At 40.8% G+C, this 21,225-nt stretch carries 22 protein-coding genes; 17 read left to right on the top strand and 5 right to left on the bottom strand.

Annotated features, from left to right (window positions below; translation table 11 throughout):
• Positions 1 to 99 precede the first annotated feature (99 nt).
• Entirely contained in the window at positions 100 to 1,386 is a 1,287-nt protein-coding gene (locus tag AACZ73_RS05340; RefSeq protein WP_339876058.1) for a M20/M25/M40 family metallo-hydrolase, read from the top strand.
• Positions 1,387 to 1,477: 91 nt separating this feature from the next.
• On the opposite strand, the gene AACZ73_RS05335 is transcribed toward AACZ73_RS05340, so the two are convergent.
• Together AACZ73_RS05335 and AACZ73_RS05330 are read right to left on the bottom strand one after the other, a co-directional pair.
• Positions 1,478 to 2,080, bottom strand: a complete 603-nt coding sequence (locus AACZ73_RS05335) for a hypothetical protein (protein WP_339876056.1) — start codon at positions 2,078 to 2,080, stop codon at positions 1,478 to 1,480.
• Positions 2,047 to 3,111 carry a sulfatase gene (locus AACZ73_RS05330; protein WP_339876054.1) on the bottom strand — a complete coding sequence of 355 codons (1,065 nt, stop codon included), beginning with the start codon at positions 3,109 to 3,111 and terminating at the stop codon, positions 2,047 to 2,049. The genes AACZ73_RS05335 and AACZ73_RS05330 overlap by 34 nt, the downstream gene beginning before the upstream one ends.
• 171 nt (positions 3,112 to 3,282) lie before the next feature.
• Here AACZ73_RS05330 and AACZ73_RS05325 point away from each other — a divergent pair, with 171 nt between their 5' ends.
• From AACZ73_RS05325 to AACZ73_RS05300, 6 genes are all read left to right on the top strand, one after another.
• Positions 3,283 to 4,797 carry a Gfo/Idh/MocA family oxidoreductase gene (locus AACZ73_RS05325; protein WP_339876052.1) on the top strand — a complete coding sequence of 505 codons (1,515 nt, stop codon included), beginning with the start codon at positions 3,283 to 3,285 and terminating at the stop codon, positions 4,795 to 4,797.
• A 95-nt stretch (positions 4,798 to 4,892) separates the two neighbouring features.
• Positions 4,893 to 5,840, top strand: a complete 948-nt coding sequence (locus AACZ73_RS05320) for a TIM barrel protein (protein WP_339876050.1) — start codon at positions 4,893 to 4,895, stop codon at positions 5,838 to 5,840.
• Positions 5,841 to 5,888: 48 nt separating this feature from the next.
• Positions 5,889 to 6,275: a glyoxalase/bleomycin resistance/extradiol dioxygenase family protein gene (locus tag AACZ73_RS05315; protein ID WP_339876048.1), complete on the top strand. Its 387-nt coding sequence runs from the start codon at positions 5,889 to 5,891 to the stop codon at positions 6,273 to 6,275.
• A 50-nt stretch (positions 6,276 to 6,325) separates the two neighbouring features.
• Positions 6,326 to 6,712, top strand: coding sequence for a VOC family protein (locus tag AACZ73_RS05310; protein ID WP_339876046.1), 387 nt, complete (start codon positions 6,326 to 6,328; stop codon positions 6,710 to 6,712).
• Positions 6,713 to 6,861: 149 nt separating this feature from the next.
• The gene (locus AACZ73_RS05305) at positions 6,862 to 7,101 is read left to right on the top strand and encodes a VF530 family protein (protein WP_339876044.1); all 240 of its coding nucleotides are present in this window, start codon (positions 6,862 to 6,864) and stop codon (positions 7,099 to 7,101) included.
• Positions 7,102 to 7,163: 62 nt separating this feature from the next.
• Positions 7,164 to 7,694 (top strand): hypothetical protein, encoded by a 531-nt coding sequence (locus AACZ73_RS05300; protein ID WP_339876042.1) that lies wholly within the window; start codon positions 7,164 to 7,166, stop codon positions 7,692 to 7,694.
• Positions 7,695 to 7,965: 271 nt separating this feature from the next.
• On the opposite strand, the gene serS is transcribed toward AACZ73_RS05300, so the two are convergent.
• Together serS and AACZ73_RS05290 are read right to left on the bottom strand one after the other, a co-directional pair.
• Positions 7,966 to 9,240, bottom strand: a complete 1,275-nt coding sequence (gene serS / locus AACZ73_RS05295) for a serine--tRNA ligase (RefSeq protein ID WP_339876040.1) — start codon at positions 9,238 to 9,240, stop codon at positions 7,966 to 7,968.
• 39 nt (positions 9,241 to 9,279) lie between these two features.
• Entirely contained in the window at positions 9,280 to 10,047 is a 768-nt protein-coding gene (locus AACZ73_RS05290; protein WP_339876038.1) for a hypothetical protein, read from the bottom strand.
• A 74-nt stretch (positions 10,048 to 10,121) separates the two neighbouring features.
• On the opposite strand from AACZ73_RS05290, the gene AACZ73_RS05285 reads away from it, so the two are divergent.
• From AACZ73_RS05285 to trxA, 10 genes are all read left to right on the top strand, one after another.
• Positions 10,122 to 11,099 carry a 2-oxoglutarate and iron-dependent oxygenase domain-containing protein gene (locus AACZ73_RS05285; RefSeq protein ID WP_339876037.1) on the top strand — a complete coding sequence of 326 codons (978 nt, stop codon included), beginning with the start codon at positions 10,122 to 10,124 and terminating at the stop codon, positions 11,097 to 11,099.
• Between the two features lie 3 nt (positions 11,100 to 11,102).
• Entirely contained in the window at positions 11,103 to 12,302 is a 1,200-nt protein-coding gene (chrA, locus tag AACZ73_RS05280; RefSeq protein ID WP_339876035.1) for a chromate efflux transporter, read from the top strand.
• 92 nt (positions 12,303 to 12,394) lie between these two features.
• Entirely contained in the window at positions 12,395 to 13,060 is a 666-nt protein-coding gene (locus AACZ73_RS05275) for a CBS domain-containing protein (protein WP_339876034.1), read from the top strand.
• Between the two features lie 3 nt (positions 13,061 to 13,063).
• Entirely contained in the window at positions 13,064 to 13,939 is an 876-nt protein-coding gene (locus tag AACZ73_RS05270; RefSeq protein WP_339876033.1) for an NAD kinase, read from the top strand.
• 104 nt (positions 13,940 to 14,043) lie between these two features.
• The gene (locus AACZ73_RS05265; protein ID WP_339876032.1) at positions 14,044 to 14,793 is read left to right on the top strand and encodes a DUF6089 family protein; all 750 of its coding nucleotides are present in this window, start codon (positions 14,044 to 14,046) and stop codon (positions 14,791 to 14,793) included.
• Between the two features lie 83 nt (positions 14,794 to 14,876).
• Complete coding sequence (locus AACZ73_RS05260; RefSeq protein ID WP_339876349.1) at positions 14,877 to 15,614, top strand: isoprenyl transferase; 738 nt, start codon at positions 14,877 to 14,879, stop codon at positions 15,612 to 15,614.
• Between the two features lie 7 nt (positions 15,615 to 15,621).
• Positions 15,622 to 18,318, top strand: coding sequence for a POTRA domain-containing protein (locus AACZ73_RS05255; protein WP_339876031.1), 2,697 nt, complete (start codon positions 15,622 to 15,624; stop codon positions 18,316 to 18,318).
• Positions 18,319 to 18,410: 92 nt separating this feature from the next.
• A complete protein-coding gene (locus AACZ73_RS05250; RefSeq protein ID WP_339876029.1) occupies positions 18,411 to 18,941 on the top strand; it encodes an OmpH family outer membrane protein in 531 nt (176 codons plus the stop codon).
• 13 nt (positions 18,942 to 18,954) lie between these two features.
• Complete coding sequence (locus AACZ73_RS05245) at positions 18,955 to 19,509, top strand: OmpH family outer membrane protein (protein ID WP_339876028.1); 555 nt, start codon at positions 18,955 to 18,957, stop codon at positions 19,507 to 19,509.
• Between the two features lie 64 nt (positions 19,510 to 19,573).
• Positions 19,574 to 19,879: a thioredoxin gene (gene trxA, locus AACZ73_RS05240; RefSeq protein WP_339876026.1), complete on the top strand. Its 306-nt coding sequence runs from the start codon at positions 19,574 to 19,576 to the stop codon at positions 19,877 to 19,879.
• 294 nt (positions 19,880 to 20,173) lie between these two features.
• On the opposite strand, the gene AACZ73_RS05235 is transcribed toward trxA, so the two are convergent.
• A complete protein-coding gene (locus AACZ73_RS05235) occupies positions 20,174 to 20,599 on the bottom strand; it encodes a response regulator (protein ID WP_339876025.1) in 426 nt (141 codons plus the stop codon).
• Between the last annotated feature and the right edge of the window lie 626 nt (positions 20,600 to 21,225).

The raw sequence follows: 21,225 nt of genomic DNA, 5'->3' as shown, positions 1-21,225 counted from the left end.
GCCTAATCCTGATAATTTTACTTGATAGATTCCTGATACCTTAAGTTGGCATTCATGCAATCAGCTAGAACCTTACGATCGAACCTGCATTTCCCACCTATGAAAAACCTCTTCCTGACTTTACTCTTTTTCTATTTTGGCTCTGTTGTTTTTGCCCAGCAACTCACTAAAGCAGAAGAGAACCTAATGCAAGAAATCGATAAAAACTACCAGCAGACACTGTCTCTTCTCGAAGAAGTAGTAAATATCAATTCAGGCTCATTGAATGTAGCCGGGGTTCGAAAAGTGGGAAGCTTTTTTGAGCGGGAGTTCAAGAAAATAGGGTTTGAAACGGAGTGGATGCAATTGCCTGTAGAATCCAACAGAGCGGGCCACTTTATAGCCACCAGAAAAGGATCCCAAGGAAAGAAACTTTTCCTGATAGGACATCTGGATACGGTTTTCGAAAAAGATATGCCGTTTTCTCCTTACACAGTTTTGAATGATTCCACAGCGACTGGACAGGGACTAAATGACATGAAAGGGGGAGACGTTATGATTCTGGCTAGTCTCAAAGCTCTAAATGACTTGGGCTATTTGGAAGACAGGACCATTACAGTTTATTTCACAGGTGATGAAGAGAGTTCTGCAGACGAGTCAATTTCACGCAGGGATTTCATCGAGAGATCAAAATCCCATGATATTGCTCTTGCTTATGAGACAGCACAGGGCTTCAGCACAGTGACGGTAGCCAGAAGAGGAAGTAGCGGATGGCAATTGAAAACCAGCGGAAAACAGTCGCATTCCAGTGGAGTTTTCAGGGAAGCAGTCGGCTTTGGGGCTATCTATGAAGCTGCAAGAATCTTAACAGAATTCCGGGAAGAATTAGCTGGTGAGCAATACTTGACCTTCAATCCAGGTCAGATTATCGGTGGGTCAGACATCAAATACGACCCAGTTTCCGGAAAAGGTGAAGCATTGGGAAAAACCAATATTGTGGCCCGTGAAGCACTTGTAACGGGGGATTTAAGATTTCTTGGAGAGGAGCAAAAGATTAAAGCCCGGGAGAAGATGCAGGAAATTATAGATGGAAATCTAAATCAAACAGATGCTGAAATCATTTTTTCTGATGGACTACCATCTATGATTCCTACAGAAGGAAATTACAAACTAGCTGAGCAGCTCAACAAATTAAGTTTGGATATGGGTTTTGGAGAAGTGAACCCTGGGGATCCTGGAAGTCGAGGGGCGGGTGATATTTCCTTCGTCGCAGAATATCTTGATTGCCTAGATGGACTTGGGGCATCGGGAACCGGAGCACACGCACCTGGCGAAACGATCAACTTAAAAGAATATCCAGCCTTGATCAAACGCAGCACTCTTTTCCTATATCGATTGACCAGATAGCAACAATTTAACAACTGAAGCCAGTCAAGTAAGAAGAGTTCTACATCAATAATCGATTCATAGTTAAAAATTGATCGTTGTTATTGACATTCTACTCTTCCACTATCATCGCTTGAGTCGACGGCTTATACCCTATTCTGTGTGCAAGTACATACAGGGAATCCCCAACATTCATCTCAAAAGGGGAAAGATATACAGACCACACGTCGCTAGAACTTTTCTTATAACCAATGGAAGCACTTTTAGTAGCTGAAGAAAGTGACACTTTACCATCCTCGAAATGTACTTCCGCCGATTCAGTGATTGGCGGCTCGTCTGCCCCATTCCACCATTGTTTTACCATTTCCATTTCAGGTAGCGCTCCCAAGTCCCCGAAATCATCAATCCACTTGAGATGGGCTTCACGCAGCTCAGCTAATTTATCCGCATAGTCTGCATTTCCTGCTAGGTTATTAAACTCATACGGATCAGACCTAGTATCGTAAAGTTCTTCTTCAGGCTTAGACTCGTCAAAACAACGCTCTTGATTTTCATCCAATTTCCCCTCCGCATGCAATTCCAGCAGATGAACCATTAACGGATTGCTCAGTCTGTAGCGGATATTTTGATAGTTTGGCTTTTCAAGCATGTAGTTTTTAATGTATTTAAAGCGTCCATCACTCACTGCGCGTACACGATCCACCTCCGAATCCATCTATCCCGAGCTGCATAGATATACTTTCTAGGTGGTGACTTTTGATTTCCCATAAAAGCCTGACCCTGCATAGTGTCTGGAATTTTCACGCCAGCCAAAGAGAGAACTGTAGGCCCGAAATCCACAAAACTCACCAATTGATCATCCACAGTCCCCGGTTTGATAAATGGCGCTTTCACAAATAGAGGGACACGCAATCCTCTGTCATATAACTCCCTCTTATAGTATGGCATGCCATCCCCATGATCAGAATAATAAAAGATGATGGTATTCTCATACAATCCATCATCCTTCAATTGTTGCAAAAGCTCGCCAACCTGCACATCAAACCGCATCACATTGGTGATAAAACGAGCTAAAGTTCGGCGTGTAATGGAATCATCTGGGTACACCTGAGGCACAGTCACATCCGCTGGATTCACCAGCAACTCTTCATTCTCTCTGGCCCAAACCTGGGACTCATGAGTTGTTGTATAATTGAAAATCGAGAAAAAAGGTTGATTAGGATCTTTACGATTCCTCCAGTGTGCCTTGTTACTACTCTCGTCCCACATGGTTCCTGGCCCTTCAAACTGATAATCCTCTTTGACATTGTTGCTGGTATAATACCCAGCCATTCTCAGGTATTCGGGATAGCCATGCATGCCTTCAGGGATGACTGTAGAATACGACTTATGATCAGGCGGATAGTTATCATCCCCTGCGGCAGAAAAGGAAAGCGTACGCATATGCATTGCTCCTATTGAAGTTTGATATGCACCTGTGATCAAAGCTGCCCGACTTGGAGCACAAACTCCTGCTGTAGAAAATGCATTGGTGAAAATTATTCCCGCCTTTGCCAGAGAATCCAACACGGGAGTTTTGCCACCAGTGCCTCCGTATACTCCTAAATGTTCAGGTGACATATCTTCATTCACTATCCAGAGTATGTTAGGACGCTCCGGGTAAACTATTTCGTCGGGAGATTCTTTTTTCTCCTCACAGGAAATATAGAAGAGTGAAAGCAGACATATGGATAGGATATGCTTCATCGGTTAGTGGGTTTGGATAAATCAATTTATCCTATTTACCCCAAAAATTAAAACCATCTAAATATGATCACCAAAAACAATGGAAGAGCTCCGAAATATCACTTCTGAAAGCAAAACTCTTTGGAATGAAGGTCAGCATTGGTAAATTATACTTCCAACTCTTACCCGATTATGGCACCAATTAAAAATTTGAACCGCAGGGAATTTCTTGGTTCTGCTGCCACAGTAGCCGCATCCATTTCCATTGTCCCATCCAATGTAATTTCAGGTCTTGGCAAAATCCCTCCTTCTGATCAAATAACAATTGCAAATATTGGATGTGGAACCCAAGGATTGCGGGAAATGGGTGAGCTTTTGGAAAACCCAAAAGTGCGTGTGATAGCTGTCTGCGATGTAAATAAATATTCAGAGAATTACATTGATTGGTCACCCTATGGTATTAGAGATGGCATCAGAGAAACATTAGGAGATGACACCTGGTGGAGTAATGTGAATGGAATTGCAGGAGGGAGAGATGTGGGTCAGGCATATGTAGAAAAATATTACTCAAAGGACAGCCGTTCCGGTACATATAAAGGCTGCGCTTCCTATGAGGACTTCCGGGAGTTATTTGCAAAGGAAAAAGGAGTCGATGCGGTCAAAGTGATGACGCCAGATCATACGCATGCATCCATCGCACTCGCGGCAATGAATCAAGGAATTCACGTAGTCACCCACAAGCCAATCTCAAACAGACTTTTGGAAGCAAGAAAAGTGATCGAGAAGGCGGAGTCGAGTGGCGTGATCACACATCTATTAGCTTGGTCGGATAGACCTGAGTATCGCCAGATCCAAGCTTGGATGGATGCAGGATTAATCGGAGATCTAAAAGAAATACACAATTGGTCGTATCGGCCGGTATGGCAGCAGTGGACCAAAAGACCTACTGAAAATGAAATAATTCCTAAGGGCTTCAACTGGGATCTATGGCTTGGCCCAGTTCCTGAAATGGACTATCACAAAAACTATACACACAACGTCTTCCGGGGTTGGTATGATTTCGGAGGCGGATCGGTTGCTGACATGGGGCATTACAGCCTTTTCCCTTTATTCGAAACTCTGGGAATCAACAGCTCTCCATTAAGCGCCAAAGCTTTTGGAACCACTACCCGGGAAGAAGTGAATGGAGTCTATCAGTGGGTGAAAAATGACGTTGCTTTTCCCGCCAGCTGTATGATCAAATGGAAATTCCCAGAACAAACCAATCTGCCCGCTTTTGATCTAATTTGGTATGACGGCGGAATGAAACCATTTGCGCCCGAAGAATTGGAAATAGACGGAAAGGAAACTCCTGATGAAGGATTGATGCTCGTTGGCACAAAGGGTAAAATTTTAGGTGGATTTAGAGGAGAAAACCCAGTATTGCTTCCAGAAAGTAAAATGGTAACCCGTCCTGATACCGAGCGGATTGATTCTGAAAGCGTTGAGAGAAACACGTCAGCTTGGGTTGAAGCAATCCAATCAGGCAAACAAACCCCTGGGAGTTTTATACGAGCACAGACAATTACCGACACCATTAATTTAGGCGCTGTAGCATTGCGAGCTGGAAAAAAAGTAGAATTCGATGCTATGAATTTGAGCATCTCCAATGATGCTGAAGCCAATAAATTGCTAACAAGAGAATATAGAAAAGGATGGGAGGTTTGAGAAAGTGGTCAATTAATGGTTTCCATTAGATAGTAACAATACTTCATTTTTTAAGAACTCTTAAAAATGCACACAGGTCTTTAACTCTATTTAAAATGAACAAAAGAAGAGATTTTCTAAAATCAGCAGGGCTTGCTACGGCCGCACTTGGGCTAGGGCTACCTCAATATGCATTTTCTGATTCCAAAGCAGATCCCTTATTTAAAATTTCACTTGCCGAATGGTCCCTGAATAAGGAACTTTTCGCAGGTAAAATGGATCATTTGGATTTCCCCGTACTTGCCAAAAAGAACGGGATAGATGCAGTGGAATATGTCAACCAATTTTTCAAAGACAAAGCCACAGATATGAATTACCTGAAAGAAATGAAAACCCGAGCAGACGGCGAAGGCGTAACATCGGTTCTTATCATGTGTGACGGAGAAGGTATGCTGGGAGCTTCAACTCCGGAAGAGCGTACACAAACTGTAGAAAACCATAAAAAATGGGTAGAAGCAGCTAAGTTCTTGGGTTGTCATTCTATTCGAGTGAATGCTTATTCGGCCGTACCATGGAGCACTTCAAAAAGTGATGAGAAAAACGCTATTGATATCACAAGTTCTGGTTTACGTCAGTTATGTGAATTTGCGGAAGATTTTGATATTAATGTGTTGATCGAAAATCATGGAGGCTTTTCCAGCAATGGAAAATGGCTGGCGGAAATGATCAAAGAAACGGCACATCCTCGAGCTGGAACTTTGCCCGATTTTGGAAATTTCAGAATAGCTGAGGAAAATGGGAAAGATATATCCTATGACTCCTACCGTGGAGTGGAAGAACTCATGCCAAGAGCGAAAGGAGTAAGTCTAAAACCAACAGTTTGGAATGACTCTGGAGTGGAGCATCCACTGGATTATACTAGAATGATGAAGATTGTGCTGGCTCATAATTTCCACGGGTATGTGGGTATAGAGCATGGTGAAGAAGGTCGGGAGTGGGATAGCATCTTCGAGATCCGAAGAGATTTGGAAGATGTCCGCAGAACCCTTGAGGCAGAGAGATAATAACAGGCTCTGTTTATCGAAACATAGCCTGATTAGAATTTATCAACAATGAAAACAGAATTTATCGGAACAGTGCCCGTACTCCCATCCAATGATATCAACCGGGATATTGAATGGTATTCTCACACGCTGGGCTTCGTAAAGACTTTTGGAGATCATATGTATGCCGGGATGCGATTAGAAGAAATTGAACTGCACTTACAATGGCATGCGGATACTCCTGAAGATCCTCTGCTGGGAGGATCAGTGGTTAGAATATTTGTTAAAAACATAGAACCGTACTTTGAATCACTGGTTATCAAAGGTATTGTGAGTTGCCATAAACTTATCAGAAATACCACGTGGGGTACAAACGAATTTGGGTTATACGACTTGAATAACAATTCCATATTTATAGTAGAAGATATTAAGTCCTCGGCCGAAAAAACTTCATGAATTATAAATTAGGGTTTCCAAATTCCTTTTGGTTTTCCCTACTTGCAACAATGAAACAGCAACTAGGCCAGATTGCAATTCTTGTAAGAGATTACGATGAGGCGATTGAGTACTACACGGACGTTTTAGGTTTTGAATTAATCGAGGATACTCACATCAGTGACATCAAACGCTGGGTGAGGGTTGCTCCTCCTGGATCTACTTGCCAACTGCTGTTGGCAAAAGCTGCCGATGAACTGCAGCGAAATCAAATTGGCTTTCAGTCCGGCGGAAGAGTGTTCCTGTTTTTATATACCGACAATTTTTACAGAGACTATCACAATTACACTTCAAAAGGAGTAGAGTTCATCAGAGAGCCGTCCGAAGAAGCATTTGGAACAGTCTCCGTTTTCAAGGATTTGTATGGTAATCTTTGGGATTTTATCGAAAGGAAATAAAAAATATCACGATAGTAGATCGTAATGAACGGAAAAGCTTTTTTGGATTTAGAGGAAGCTTAGGAGGTTTTTTCTTTCACTTTCAAACTTCATCGCTGAGTTATTCAAAACAAATTATAATTTTAAATCCACCCATTTTAAATACCCAATTGGAAACCCAACCCAACAACCCGCTTCATGGAGTAAAACTTGCCGACATGGTCGAGCATCTAGTTGAATTCTATGGATGGGAAGAACTCGGGGAGCGCATTACCATTCGCTGCTTTACTCATGATCCTTCGATCAATTCGAGTTTGAAGTTCCTCAGAAAAACTCCATGGGCCCGAGAGCGGGTGGAAGGACTTTACTTGAAATCACTTCGTGAAGCGAAGAAAAAACAAGGCGAATAAAACTATTTTCTTTGGGGATAGTGTTTTTTTTTAAATTGATAGTTCAAAACATACGTTGTACTATGCCGAAGTCTTTTCTTATACTACTTCTGCTTCTAGTCATTTCAGTCGTAGGTTATAGCCAAGAGCGTGAGAAGGTAAATATGTCAATTGCTACTGGGTATAACGAAGGCATAAATCTGGGCTTACGATATCAACTTAGCCAAATGCAGGTTGGTTTGGCATTTGGGACAGATTTCAGGTATAAAAAAGAAATCAACAAACCTGAAATATATACTACAGAATTCTTTTATCACTTTGCCGGCAGTGCTGAACTAAGCGCAAGAAAGCCTTGGTACCTCCGAAATGGCATTATTCTTCGAAAGGAAGATTACAACTACACGGATCTTCGAACCTTTATTTGGTATTACAACCTAAGAATGGGAAGGGAATTTAATATTTCTAGAACAGTTGGAATGAGTGTCGATGGAGGAATTTTTTATAGGATGAAGACAAAACACAAAGTAACAGGCCCCAATCCTTCCTTTGAAAACTATGTCGAAACTCCCGTTGGTGCTAGTTTCGGTCTCTTGTTTTACTATCGCTTTTTTTAGGTGTGTGTTTGGGGCTTAAAAAAATTTACATAAGAAATCAAGACTGGAGCAAATTTCGGATTAGATGCCCTTTACAATTCAGTTAATCTAATCTTAGGCTATACTCTCTTTTGAAAGCTGTTCCGCTATTAAATTCCAACAAAAAGGGAACCTCTTCTATATGAGGTTCCCTTTTTTACTTAATAACTTGCTACCGATATTTACGAATTCTCAGTTTTATTTTACTTCTTTTTTTAAGAGGAAAGTTGAAGCCTCATCTTAAGTAAACAAATCAGTCAATCTTGTCAAATCCTAAATAAGGATGTAGCACTTTTGGCATATTAATTCCATCAGGCGTCTGATTGTTTTCCAAGATGGAAGCAACGATTCTAGGCAATGCCAATGCAGATCCATTTAGAGAATGTGCTAATTGAGTTTTCTTATCGGCTCCTCTAAAACGCAATTTCAACCGGTTAGACTGATACGTTTCAAAGTTAGAAACAGAGCTCACTTCTAACCATCTCTCTTGCGCTGCGGAAAACACTTCCATATCATAAGTCAACGCTGAAGTAAATCCCATGTCCCCTCCGCAAAGTCTCAGAACTCGGTAAGGCAATTCTAGCTTTTGCAAAAGACCCTGCACATACTTGCTCATACTTTCCAAAGTCTCATAGGATTTATCAGGATGAGTAATCTGAACTATCTCCACCTTATCAAACTGATGTAATCTGTTTAATCCCCTTACGTGAGCACCCCAGCTTCCAGCTTCCCTTCGGAAACAAGGAGAATGACCAACATTTTTAATGGGAAGATCACTCTCAGAAAGAATCACATCCCGGTAAATATTTGTAATGGGAACCTCTCCCGTTGGGATCAGATACATCTTATCCGCATCTGCATAATACATTTGACCTTCCTTATCAGGAAGCTGACCGGTGCCAAAGCCTGAGTCTTCATTTACCAAAATCGGCGGTTGGATCTCATAATATCCCTGAGCCAGCGCCTCATCCAAAAAGAAGTTAATCAGGGCTCGCTGAAGTCTTGCTCCTTTTCCCTTATAAACCGGAAAACCTGCTCCCGTTATTTTTACGCCAAGATCGAAATCTATGATATCGTATTTTTTGATCAAATCCCAGTGAGGTAGCTTCCCTTCAAAGAGAGTAGGAATTGCACCATTCTCCAAAACTACTTCATTGTCCTCTGCAGATTTACCAGCTGGAACAGAAGTGTGGGGAATATTTGGAATGGTATAAAGTAAAGAAAGCAAATCCGCTTCGGCTTTTGAGTTTTGCTCTTCCAGATCTTTGATCTGAATTTTCAGTTCAGCAGTTTTTTCTTTGATTTTGACTGCCTCTTCAGCTTTCCCATCCCGCATCAACGATCCTATCTGCTTCGATATAGCATTAGACTCGCTTTGTATTAGATCACGCTCTGACTGGCTGGACTTTCTCAACTCATCCAGCTCAACTGCCTGATTCAGTACAGCTTCTGCATTTGGGAAATTTCTCTTTTGAAGTCCGGCAAGAACTCCGGCATAGTTTTCTCGAATTTGATTAACTAAAAGCATCTTAAAATCTTTGAAATTGAAGTCCCAAAGATAAGCATGTTAGCGAACAATGATGGCTTTACTCACACTTGAAAATGGCCCTTCAAGTTCTTTTCCACTTGAATGTAACAACCGAACTTTCACTTGGTAAGAGCCAGGAGGTAAATTTTCTATTCTTACCGGAGCCATGTGATCAATTTCATATTTTAGGTCATTGACTTCAATCTGAACCTTTAGTCCATCCAGCTTCATATCCCCTCCTACTACCAGAAAATCAATTATCACCTCGCTTCCTGGCTCGTAAATTTGCTCTGATCTGGGATAATTCAATGCAAGATATGGTTCTGCAGAGTAAGGGATCGGTCTGGACTCACCTACCTGGAAATCTCTATCCACATAGTTTCCGAAGTTTTTCAGAGCCAATCCTTCCTCATCTACCAAGTATGCTACCACACGATAGCTACCTTGTTTAAGATCTCTTTGAAATATCGGAGAATAAAAGCCTACTGGATCCCCCCCATTCAAAATATTAAACAGCTTAAATTCCTTGGTTGCAGTCAGCTCAAAGGGGAAATTTTTAACATTAAATTCAAAAGGAACTTTACCCGGCTTAAAGACCTGCTGACCTAAAGGCGTGAATAATTCCAGAATGGCATCAGGGTAGGCAGCCTGATCTTCATACTGATAGAACTTAACTTTTGGAGCATCCGCCGTAGGTGCATCAATAGTTGCGGGCACTTCTACTACCTCCTCATTCACGCGTTGTTTTTCGGAAGAACAGGCTGAGAAAAGAAAAATCGAAAAGAGTAAAGTCAGGATTTTATTCATACAGCATGTAAATTGAAATTAAAGATATTTAATTTTAAAGATAAATTAGACGTTAAACTATAATACTAACCCATATGGAAATCCTATTTGAAGAGTTACCAAGTTTAGATTTAGCTGATTTCACTTCCGGCAATCCAGCACAAAAGGCTGCATTTGTGCAGAAATTAGGAGAAGCTTATCAAAACATTGGATTCGTGGCAATTAAGAATCATGGCTTGTCACAGGATCTTCAAGATAGGCTTTATGGATCGATAAAAGATTTTTTCAAGCTTCCCGATGATATCAAATCCAAGTATGAAAAACCGGAAATCGGATTTCAGCGCGGCTATACTGGTAAGGGAAAAGAGCATGCCAAAGGAAGAAACACAGGAGATTTAAAGGAATTTTACCATGTGGGGCAGGAACTGAGCCGGATTCCCGACTCCGACCCTATCAAGTCTGAGTACCCTCCAAATATCTGGCCATCGGAAATTCCGGAGTTTCAGAATGATGCAAATGAAGCATTCCGCACCCTTGAAAGTGCAGGAAAAGCCATGCTAAAGGCGATCGCTATATCATTGGATTTGGATGAAGAATACTTTGAAGACAAGGTGGCTTATGGCAATTCGATCTTAAGGCAAATACATTATTTCCCTATAGAAAACCCTGATGAAGTCCCTGCTGATGCAGTACGCGCTGCTGAGCATGGAGATATCAATTTGATCACCTTACTCATGGGGGCTAGTGCAGATGGACTTCAGGTGAAGCGAATGGATGGGAAATGGATACCAATCACTGCCCTTCCAGATCAACTCGTAGTAAATGTAGGCGATATGCTGGAGCGGCTGACCAATAAAAAACTGAAGTCTACCATTCACCGTGTGGTAAATCCATCTAGGGAAAAAATGAATACCAGCAGGTATTCCATTCCATTTTTTATGCATCCCCGCTCTGAGATGGATCTTACATGCCTTGATAGTTGCGTGGATGCTGAGCATCCAAAACAATTTGATGACGCTACTGCCGGAGAGTTTCTGGAAGAGAGACTTCGCGAACTAGGATTGAGAAAATAAGAGATGTCGGTAAAGAAAGTCCGGTACTATTTATTTTTGAAAGATATTATTACGCTTTCTGTTACTGCATTTGGGGGGCCGCAAGCCTTTCTTGCGATGCTTCTTGAGCGAATGGTGGAGAGAAGGGCCTATATTACGGAGGATGAGCTTTGGGAGCTAAATGCACTTTGCAATATGCTCCCTGGCCCATCTTCCACTCAGCTGGTCTGTGCAATTGCCTATAGAGTAGGCGGTCCCAACCTGGCTTATCTAGCGCTTTTGGTTTGGATTTTGCCAGCCACGCTTCTTATGATTTCAGCAGCTATGCTGATTTACTTTCTTCAGGAGAACACCCCAGGAGCATTGGATTTCGCACGGTTTATCCAGCCTATGGCTATCGGATTTATCATTTTTGCTGCACAAAAAATAATCGGTAAAACAATCAATACTACTGAGGCAATGGTTCTTGTATTGATTTCGGCATTTGTATCATTTTTCTATAGTTCACCCTATATTTTCCCGATATTGTTAGTCATAGGAGGACTGAGCACTTCCATCAAATACAAGCAACAACCCAAACTGGAAAAGGATGCACCACTAAAAATCGAATGGGCCAATTTCTACCTTTGGGGGGGAGTTTTAGTATTAGCGGCAGTATTGGGAGCCGTGACAAAATATCAACCTATTATTTTATTTGAGAACTTCTATAGAAATGGGAGCCTGATTTTTGGTGGCGGGCAAGTCCTTGTCCCTTATTTATATACAGAATTTGTAGACTTCAAACACTTTTTGAGTTCAGAAGAATTTCTTACCGGATATGCTATTTCCCAGGGAGTTCCGGGGCCCACATTTAGTATTTCTTCTTACGTAGGGGCTTTATCCATGCGGGAATTTGGCACGATGGGTTTTTTTGTAGGAGGTTTTATAGCGGCTGCAGGAATTTTTCTACCCGGCATATTTCTCATCTTCTTCGTGATTAGGTTTTGGGATCAGTTAAAGAAATATCGCCCTGTCCGTGCGGCATTGGAAGGAATTAATGCAGTTTCCTGTGGAATGCTGATCGCCGCAGCATACTTGCTATTCGAGCCTTTGGAGGCAAATGGCTTGAATATCTTATTTATCCTGGCCACTTACGCCCTACTTCAATTCACTAAAATATCCTCGCCTGTCATCATAGCCGGAGGGGTCATACTGGGAATCATTTATAATAATTTCTTGCTATAAAACGGGAGGTCTGGGAGGTTTTTTGACCTAAAAGGAACAAGATTAGCGGTTGTGGCGTTTTAAAATCTAAATTCATTCCCTATCTTTCTTCTATGCACGCTTACGAATACATCAACAATCTGATCCCACCATTGAAGCTTTCCGACAAAACCGGAATGGCTTTAGCTTGGATGGAAGAAATCAGAACTGACGTACTCCCTGTTATTGACAAAGGGATTTTTTTGGGGCTTATAAAGGAAGAAACGATTTTTGAAATAAATAACTCCGAAGCATTGATCTCGGATATCATTCCATCAAATCCTGACTGCTGGGTGTACTCCGACAAGCATATCTATGACGTGTTGCGGGTCAGTTCCGAGCAGAATTCCAATATAGTAGCGGTGCTGGATAGACAGTCAAATTATCTTGGGATTGTAACTATGGAAGATTCCATTGCTGCATTTGCAGATAGTTTATCTATCAAATCACAAGGGAGCGTGGTAATTTTATCCCTGACTATGACCGATTACAGTCTGTCAGAAATCTCCAGAATTATAGAATCTGAGAACACCAAAGTCCTGAGTTCATTCATTACGACCGATCCGCTGGATGACAGTAAGATCAAGTTAACGTTGAAACTTGACCAGACCGAACTCCGCCATATTAAAGCCACGCTGGAAAGATTTGGGTATAAGATCATAGATCACTATCAGGAAGAATCAGGGGTAAGCAGCGAGGAAGATAGAATCGGTAACTTGCTCAGATTTTTAGATATTTAGGACATGAAAGTCGCACTTCACGGCTTGGTTTTGAAAGCAGAATTGTTTTCAAAGGTTCAGTCACTTTTCAACGAACTCACAAAGCATCAATTTGAAATTTTTGTCACGGAGCAATTTGACAGGCAGTTGAGAATGGTGGGATATAAAGGTTTAAACTATTGGGTGCTGGAAAGCCGGGAGGATATGTCATCTATGGATTTCGTGATTTCAATCGGAGGAGACGGTACATTATTGGATGCTGTCTGCCAGATAGGAGATCTTGAAGTCCCAATTTTGGGCTTGAATACGGGAAGACTCGGCTTTTTAGCTACTGCCGCTACAGAAAAGATTTCTGAAGCAATCACTGACCTAGCCACAGACAATTATCAGGTCGAATCGAGGACCTTAATTTCACTACACAGCCACCGCAAATTATTCAATGGGCTGAATTTTGGACTGAACGAATTCACCATTCACAAGAGGGATACTTCTTCGATGATAACAGTTCATACCTATATAGATGGTAAGTATCTGAATAGTTATTGGGCAGATGGGTTGATTGTTTCCACGCCTACAGGCTCTACCGGCTACTCACTGAGCTGTGGTGGCCCACTTATTTCTCCAGAAGCTAAAAATCTGGTAATCACACCAGTAAGCCCCCATAATTTAAACGTTCGCCCTATTATAGTTTCAGATGAAAGCGAGATCAGTTTTGAAATAGAGGGGAGGGCAGAAAAATTCTTAATATCTTTGGATTCGCGTTCCACATCAATTTCCTCAGAAGTCAAGCTTAGTGTGAAGAAGGAAAACTTCTCAGCAAAATTGGTAAAGTTGCCTCATTATCATTTCTTTGATACACTAAGACAAAAGCTAAATTGGGGATTTGACATGCGAAACTGATTTAGAATCCAAAAGAACCAGCCAATTTGAGCTTAACAATTATTAACCCGCTAAATACTGAGATGCGTTTTTTAAACGTTAGCTACTTCATATCTTGCACCGTCTTGAAAAAGGTCAATTTTCAGATTATCAGTAACTTAGTTGTGTTTCTATTGTTTTTTTTCAGCATTAGCGAAAAAACGCAGGCTCAGGAATACGAAATAGGGATTGGTTTAGGTACCGCTACTTACACTGGCGATATCGTTCGGGAAATTAACCCTAGTCATTTAGGACTTCAAGGCACGTTGTTTGGCAAGAGAAATTTTGACAATGTGTGGTCACTGCGACTTGCATTGAGTTCTGCATTTATAAGTGCGGCAGATAGCACGAAACCTATAGATCGGGTGGCTGAGGTCAGAGATGCGCGGTTTAAAGCCGGAATAGTCGAAGCCTCGGCAGTAATGGAATTTAATTTCCTGAACTACCTAACTCCGAATTCACAATTCCGGTTTTCCCCCTATGCATTCTTTGGAATAGGATATTCTTATGCTTTTGCAAAGGGAAATACTTATGCCTTAAATAGCTATTCCAGTTATAATGTCGGCACGGTAGTTATTCCATTCGGCGGAGGTGTCAAATATCAGTTGAATGACCGGTTGACATTAGCTGCTGAATTAGGTTTTAGGCCTACTCTAACTGATTATTTAGACAAAATAGATAGTACAGAGCCAGCCATACCTAGATTCCAGGATGCCTATAACCCAGATGAACCTTACGGAATAAATTTTGGAAATGCGTATGACAAGGATTGGTACTACTTCTTGGGAGTAACGATTAGCTATACTATCAATACTACCAAATGCTACGCATATTAATAAATCGAGCCCTCGGGCTAATATTTGGAAAAGAAATGGCATTTTTGTATCTCCAAAAAGGTAAGGGACCAGAGACCGCTGGAATGAAAGAAGTATCTGACACTAATAATATCCCAAAGCATATTGCAATTATCATGGACGGCAATGGACGCTGGGCCACTAAAAAAGGTGCAATGCGCATATTTGGGCATAAAAATGCTACAAAAGCAGTTAGAGAAGCTATAGAGGGAGCAGATAGTTTAGGTGTAGAATATCTTACTCTATTCTCCTTCTCGACAGAAAACTGGTCTAGACCCAAAGCTGAAGTAGACGGACTCATGGAGCTTCTCGTGAAGACGATGTCTGATGAGATCCCGATGCTGATGAATGGCAACTTCAAGCTAGAAAGTATCGGAGATGTAGAAAGTCTACCGCCGTCAGCTTATAAAACACTCATAAAGGTGAAGGAAATCACCTCTAAGAATACCGGACTCAAAGTGATCCTAGCCCTAAGCTACAGTGGACACTGGGAGCTCACTCATGCAGCTAAACACATTGCTCAAAAAGTCTCAGAAGGAAAATTGAATGTTCAGGACATTAACGAAAAAGTAATGGCCGACCATTTGGAAACCTCCGCATATCCTGATCCGGAATTGATGATCAGAACCAGCGGAGAATACCGAATCAGCAATTTTCTGCTTTGGCAATTGGCCTACACGGAGTTGTATTTTACTCCTGTGCTGTGGCCGGATTTTAGAAGAGAACACCTCTTTGCTGCAGTTTCCGATTACCAATCACGGGAAAGGAGATTTGGCAAAACGGGTGAGCAAGTTAAATCTTAAGTAATTAATGAAAAAAAGTTTACTGATTCTGTTTTGTCTGATTTGGGCAAGTTCAGCAATGGCGCAAATACGTTTGGGTCAAAGTCGCTATGCCACAAGCAAGCCAGTCGATATTCTGGAGCTCAACTACGCCAAGCCCAAAACCTATAGAATCGCAGAAATAAAAGCTGTAGGCCTTACGACTTTGGATGAAATCGCTATTATTTCCCTATCAGGATTGAAATTAGACGATAAAATAGATGTACCTGGTGAAGCTATTTCCAGTGCTTTGAAAAAGCTTTGGGGACAAGGTATCATCGGTGATGTGAAAATCCTCGTCACCAAAATAGAAGGTGATGATATTTACCTTCTTCTGGACTTGACTGAGAGACCCCGATTTTCAAGGGTGGAATTCTCAGGAATGAATAAAACCCAGGAAAGTGAGCTTCGGGACAAAGTAAATATCCGTGGACGGGTAGTAAGAGATGATGTGCTCAACAATGCCAAGAGAACGATAGAGAAATACTATCTGGACAAGGGTTTTATGAATACTGATGTAAAAATCAGACAGGAAAGAGATACCACCCTTCCAAACTCCGTTAAATTGATTTTTGATGTAGAGCAAAATTCAAAGGTCAGAATCAATGCTATAGAATTCTATGGCAATGAGGAGCTGAGTGATACCAAGCTTAAAAAGAAACTCAAAAAGACCAAAGAGCATGCACGAGTTAGCATCTTCAAAGATGGGTATTCAAGATTGACTGATGCAAGTGCAGAAGATATCAAAAACACTGTACTATATACTGATTCTGCCTCTCAAGAGGACGTGAAAAATTATATCAATAAAAATTTCAAGCTCAATTTCTTCAGCGGCTCTAAGTACATTCCAAAAGAATATAGGAATGACAAGGATAATGTGATCAATTTCTATCAAAGTAGGGGTTATCGTGATGCCAAAATCACTGCTGACTCCGTATACAAATTCAGTCAGGATAAAATAAACATTGACATCGCTCTGGAAGAGGGCCGTAAATACTACTACAGAAATATCACTTTCAACGGTAACTTCATTCACCCAGATCAGGTATTACTCGCTAAACTAGGTATACAAAAAGGTGATGTCTACAATAAGGAACAACTGGACAAGAGACTAAACTATGACCCGGCAAAGGGAGATGATGTAAGTTCACTTTACCAAAATGACGGTTACCTGTTTTTTGATATAAAACCGATAGAAGTAAATGTTGCAGGAGATTCCATTGACTTGGAAATGAGGATTTTTGAAGGTCCTCAGGTGACTGTAAACAGCGTAAATATCAAAGGCAACGAACGTACTTCCGATCACGTGGTCATGCGTGAAATCCGGATTCTTCCAGGTCAAAAATTCAACCGGGAATTGCTGGTTCGTACTATCCGTGAACTTTCTACTCTTGGTTACTTTGACCCTGAGAAAATCAATCCTGACCTAAGACCAAATTTCGAAGCTGCGACAGTTGATATCACATTTGAGTTGGAGGAAAGACCAAATGACCAGATAGAGTTGTCAGGTGGTTGGGGTGGATTCTATGGCTTTGTTGGTACAGTCGGGCTATCTTTCAACAATTTCTCCATCCGTAACATTGGGGATTTCTCCAAGTGGGACCCTTTACCTGTGGGAGATGGTCAAAAGCTATCATTGAGAGTGCAGGCAAACGGACGATCTTTCCAGAATTACTCCGTGTCCTTGACAGAACCTTGGTTTGGCGGCAAAAAACCAAATGCTTTGAGCTTCTCATTTAATCACTCCGTGCAGCGTCAGGTTGATTTCTACAATCAGGCTAGCTTTGGCGATGAGCTTGGTTACTTCAAAATTACTGGTGTGACATTGGGTCTTGCCAAACGAGTAACCTGGCCGGATGATAACTTCCATTTTAGCAACTCCCTTCAATTCCAAGTTTATGAATTCGATCAGTTTGGTACCTCTTTCGGTCTGAGCTATCCTACAGGGACCTCAAACAGTATCACCTGGAATACTACAGTGTCGAGATATAATCTTGATAACCCTACCTACCCAAGATTTGGGTCGAACATTGTGCTTTCCGGATCATTCACTCCGCCCTATTCATCTCTTAATAAAAACATAGATGAAGAATCGACCGACCAAGAAAAGTATAAGTGGTTGGAATATCACAAGTGGATGTTTGATGCATCTATCTATACTCCGCTTTTCGGCTCAACTAAATTGGTGGCAAGCGCAAGAGCTCACATGGGCTTCCTAGGATCCTATAGCAATAAAATCGGTGTCATTCCTTTGGAAAGATTCGTAATGGGTGGAGACGGTATGTCCATGAATAACTTCGCCTTGGGACAGGAAATTATTGGTTTACGTGGATATGAAAATCAATCTATTACACCAGGTAGAGATAGTCGAGGAACTGCCAATCCTGAACCATATGGAGGTGTGGTATATAATAAATATGTGATGGAGATGAGGTACCTAGTATCTCCAAATCCATCGGCGACCATCTTTGTACTTGCCTTTGCAGAAGCAGGAAATAACTGGGGATCGTATAAAGATTTCAACCCATATGATCTCAAGAAATCTGCCGGAGCGGGTGCCAGAATCTTTATGCCAGCATTTGGCCTATTAGGTATTGATTGGGGATATGGATTTGATGCCATTCCAGGATCTACCCAGCGAAGCGGCTCACAATTCCACTTCACCATCGGCCAGCAAATAAGATAAGTATGAATTTAGAGCATGGAATAGTTAATTTATGCAAAAATTAACGTTTATAGAATGACTAGTAATAACGCCATTCTTAACTTTCCAAACTCATGAATAAATCACTGAAAATTGTATTTTTGCTCTTCTTCGTGCTTCAGGTAGCACCATTAGCTGCCCAAAAGATTGGATACATAGATTCAGAATATATTCTAAATAAGCATCCAGACTATAAGATAATCCAACAAGAGCTAGAGAACATCAGCTCAGAATGGAAGAAAGAGGCACAAAATTTGGACAAAGAGATCAAAGATCTTTCAGTTCAGCTAAAAGCAGAGGAAGTTCTCCTCACAGAGGAAATGTATCAGCAAAGGCTGGAAGACATAAAATTGAAACAAAAAGAATCCCAGGAATTCAATAGCAGGATTTTCGGTATAGATGGGGAATATTTCCAAAAGCAAGCGGAATTGATGCAACCTCTACAATCCAAAATTTATGATGCTATCGAGCGAGTAACCCGTAAAAATAATTTGGCAATGCTATTTGATAAGGCAGCCGAACCATCGGCAATTATCTATACAGACCCTAGACACGATTATTCGGAATTCATCCTGGAAGAATTGGGAATAGAAGAAAACAAATAAATAGAACACAGAAATGATGAAAGTAAAAGTTATCCTTTCCGCAATAGCCTTGCTTTGCGTAGGATTCGCAGCTCAGGCTCAAGATGTCAAGATTGGCTATACCAATGTAGAATTTATCATGGATCTAATGCCAGAAATGGAGCAAATTGGAGCTGATCTTAAAGATTATGAAACTCAGCTACAAACGAATATTCAAACCAAAGCTCAAGATTTCCAGCGTCAAGTACAGACTTACCAACAGGCAAGTCAAACGATGACTGAGGAAGCTAGGGCAGCTAAAGAGCAGGAATTAACCACTCTTCAAGGCACTTTGCAGAAATACGAACAAGATGCTCAAGTGAGCTACCAGAGAAAATTAGGAGAGCTTCTTTCTCCAGTTCAGACTAAAGTGATTAACGCAATCAATGCAGTAGCTGCTGAAAATAACTACACTCATATATTTGCTGAATCAGCAGGTCAGGCACCTATACTTCTTTATACTAAAGAAGAAGATAAATTCACTGAGTTGGTATTGACTAAACTAGGCTTGGAAATGCCTGCAGCTCCGGCTACTCCAGCTACAAATTAATTAACCATTAGTACTAAATAAGCCGCTAATTTTTTAGAATTAGCGGCTTATTTATTTTACGGCCATGCCAAAGCGCAATCCAAAAGATATTATCAGTAAAAGTCAGGAAGCTGTATTAGTCGATTTCTATGCCGACTGGTGTGGTCCCTGCCATACCATGGATCCTGTTATAGCGGATGTACTATCTGAGCTGGAGGGAAAAATCAAATTGTTGAAAATCAACATTGACAAAAATCCCCAGATGGCTCAGCATTTTGCAGTTCGCTCCATCCCTAATTACATACTTTTTAAAAAAGGGAAAATTCTCTGGAGAAAAGGTGGGCTTATTACCAAGCGGGATTTACTTCACGCGCTGAAAGGATTTGTATAGGACTATAGTAAAAAGAGTATGTCTGCGAAGTAAAAGCCGATGACTACTCCGATTTGGTGGGTAAAAGGCAAAGCGCATTATTTTTCACATCTGCCTTATCCAGTTATTTATTTCGCAGCCATCTTAAGCTAGCTAAAATGGAGACCAATATACTAACATCCCTTTTTTCGGACCTCACGACATATTCCTACCTACAGACTATGAACTGTAAAAGTAATCAGGTAATCGGCAAAGGCACCCGCAGTCTACTTACCCAAATCTTGCCAATTTCGATAAAACATCCTATATGAGCTGCTATCTGAGGTAATTCGGTGAAACACATTGCAGCCAATAGTCTAAAATTACTTTTAGAGTCTCTTTCAATCCTGTAAAACTTGAGGGCTTTACAAAGAAACCTTGAACAGATTTAGAATATGCTTCCACCACATGATTTTGTTCTGCACTAGTTGAAAAAAATAAAAATGGTATGGACTTCAAACGAAGTTGCTCATTCTGATGAATTTTTTCTCTTAATTCAATTCCACTTAATATGGGCATATTGATATCAGAGAACATTATGAATGGCTCGACTTCGGTTTCGGTCAAATATTTTAAAGCTGAGTCTCCATCCCCAAAAAAAATAACTTCATTGTGATAATTCAAAGATTTGAATGCTTCTTGAAAAAGCTTTTGATCGTCTATGTCATCCTCAATTATAACGATCGGCCCGCGTCTATTCATATTTTTCTTATAAAGGTAACAGACTCAATTGGAATAATCATTATTAAATCAATGTCGTAAAATACAGCATTTATACCCATCCAGACCATGTAAAGTTCACCTATTGTTGTGGAGATGTCCTCGGTCCAACTTCTATAGAAATTGAATTCGCTGGAAAAGGTCATTTTACATTTTCTGCTTTCATTTATCTAAAAACAAATGCAGGTTTCAAATCCTGATCCTTAGCCATGACGAATTATAATGAGTTGATTAGTAGTTCGATTTATATAATTAATGAGGAGAATAATTTGCTTTATTATTATCAAATAAATAGACCTCTAACTAGTGAGCTTTCTAAGTCGCTTGAGAGCTTATTCACAAAAAACTGCGATTAGTTACATTTTACTTTACGAAAAATAATCCACACAGTATAGACTTTAATGCGGGAAAAGTATTAAAAATAACGTTAGGGATTCAGATTTAAAAAAACGCACACAAGCAATAGTTTTTACTATTTCAAGATTTATCTATTTGCTGAAACTCTCGATGAGGAGCCAATTCTGCCCCTTTCTTGCAAGGCACTTGCATATAAATAATAGCATCTAATTGAACAATATATTTGGATCCACTAATAGGATCTTTATAAT

The sequence above is a fragment of the uncultured Algoriphagus sp. genome (genome assembly GCF_963974835.1).
Classification (GTDB): Bacteria; Bacteroidota; Bacteroidia; order Cytophagales; family Cyclobacteriaceae; genus Algoriphagus.
Note: the sequence above shows the minus strand (reverse complement) of the source record. Positions and strands in the feature narration are given on the sequence as shown.

Excerpts from the sequence above, each read along its gene's own strand:
- AACZ73_RS05325 (WP_339876052.1), top strand. The coding sequence starts at position 3,283 with ATGGCACCAATTAAAAATTTGAACCGCAGGGAATTTCTTGGTTCTGCT.
- AACZ73_RS05250 (WP_339876029.1), top strand. The coding sequence starts at position 18,411 with ATGAATAAATCACTGAAAATTGTATTTTTGCTCTTCTTCGTGCTTCAG.
- AACZ73_RS05320 (WP_339876050.1), top strand. The coding sequence starts at position 4,893 with ATGAACAAAAGAAGAGATTTTCTAAAATCAGCAGGGCTTGCTACGGCC.
- AACZ73_RS05300 (WP_339876042.1), top strand. The coding sequence starts at position 7,164 with ATGCCGAAGTCTTTTCTTATACTACTTCTGCTTCTAGTCATTTCAGTC.
- AACZ73_RS05285 (WP_339876037.1), top strand. The coding sequence starts at position 10,122 with ATGGAAATCCTATTTGAAGAGTTACCAAGTTTAGATTTAGCTGATTTC.
- chrA (WP_339876035.1), top strand. The coding sequence starts at position 11,103 with ATGTCGGTAAAGAAAGTCCGGTACTATTTATTTTTGAAAGATATTATT.
- AACZ73_RS05290 (WP_339876038.1), bottom strand. The coding sequence starts at position 10,047 with ATGAATAAAATCCTGACTTTACTCTTTTCGATTTTTCTTTTCTCAGCC.
- AACZ73_RS05335 (WP_339876056.1), bottom strand. The coding sequence starts at position 2,080 with ATGGATTCGGAGGTGGATCGTGTACGCGCAGTGAGTGATGGACGCTTT.
- AACZ73_RS05255 (WP_339876031.1), top strand. The coding sequence starts at position 15,622 with ATGAAAAAAAGTTTACTGATTCTGTTTTGTCTGATTTGGGCAAGTTCA.
- AACZ73_RS05340 (WP_339876058.1), top strand. The coding sequence starts at position 100 with ATGAAAAACCTCTTCCTGACTTTACTCTTTTTCTATTTTGGCTCTGTT.
- AACZ73_RS05315 (WP_339876048.1), top strand. The coding sequence starts at position 5,889 with ATGAAAACAGAATTTATCGGAACAGTGCCCGTACTCCCATCCAATGAT.
- trxA (WP_339876026.1), top strand. The coding sequence starts at position 19,574 with ATGCCAAAGCGCAATCCAAAAGATATTATCAGTAAAAGTCAGGAAGCT.
- AACZ73_RS05235 (WP_339876025.1), bottom strand. The coding sequence starts at position 20,599 with ATGAATAGACGCGGGCCGATCGTTATAATTGAGGATGACATAGACGAT.
- AACZ73_RS05245 (WP_339876028.1), top strand. The coding sequence starts at position 18,955 with ATGATGAAAGTAAAAGTTATCCTTTCCGCAATAGCCTTGCTTTGCGTA.
- AACZ73_RS05310 (WP_339876046.1), top strand. The coding sequence starts at position 6,326 with ATGAAACAGCAACTAGGCCAGATTGCAATTCTTGTAAGAGATTACGAT.
- serS (WP_339876040.1), bottom strand. The coding sequence starts at position 9,240 with ATGCTTTTAGTTAATCAAATTCGAGAAAACTATGCCGGAGTTCTTGCC.
- AACZ73_RS05330 (WP_339876054.1), bottom strand. The coding sequence starts at position 3,111 with ATGAAGCATATCCTATCCATATGTCTGCTTTCACTCTTCTATATTTCC.
- AACZ73_RS05275 (WP_339876034.1), top strand. The coding sequence starts at position 12,395 with ATGCACGCTTACGAATACATCAACAATCTGATCCCACCATTGAAGCTT.
- AACZ73_RS05260 (WP_339876349.1), top strand. The coding sequence starts at position 14,877 with ATGAAAGAAGTATCTGACACTAATAATATCCCAAAGCATATTGCAATT.
- AACZ73_RS05270 (WP_339876033.1), top strand. The coding sequence starts at position 13,064 with ATGAAAGTCGCACTTCACGGCTTGGTTTTGAAAGCAGAATTGTTTTCA.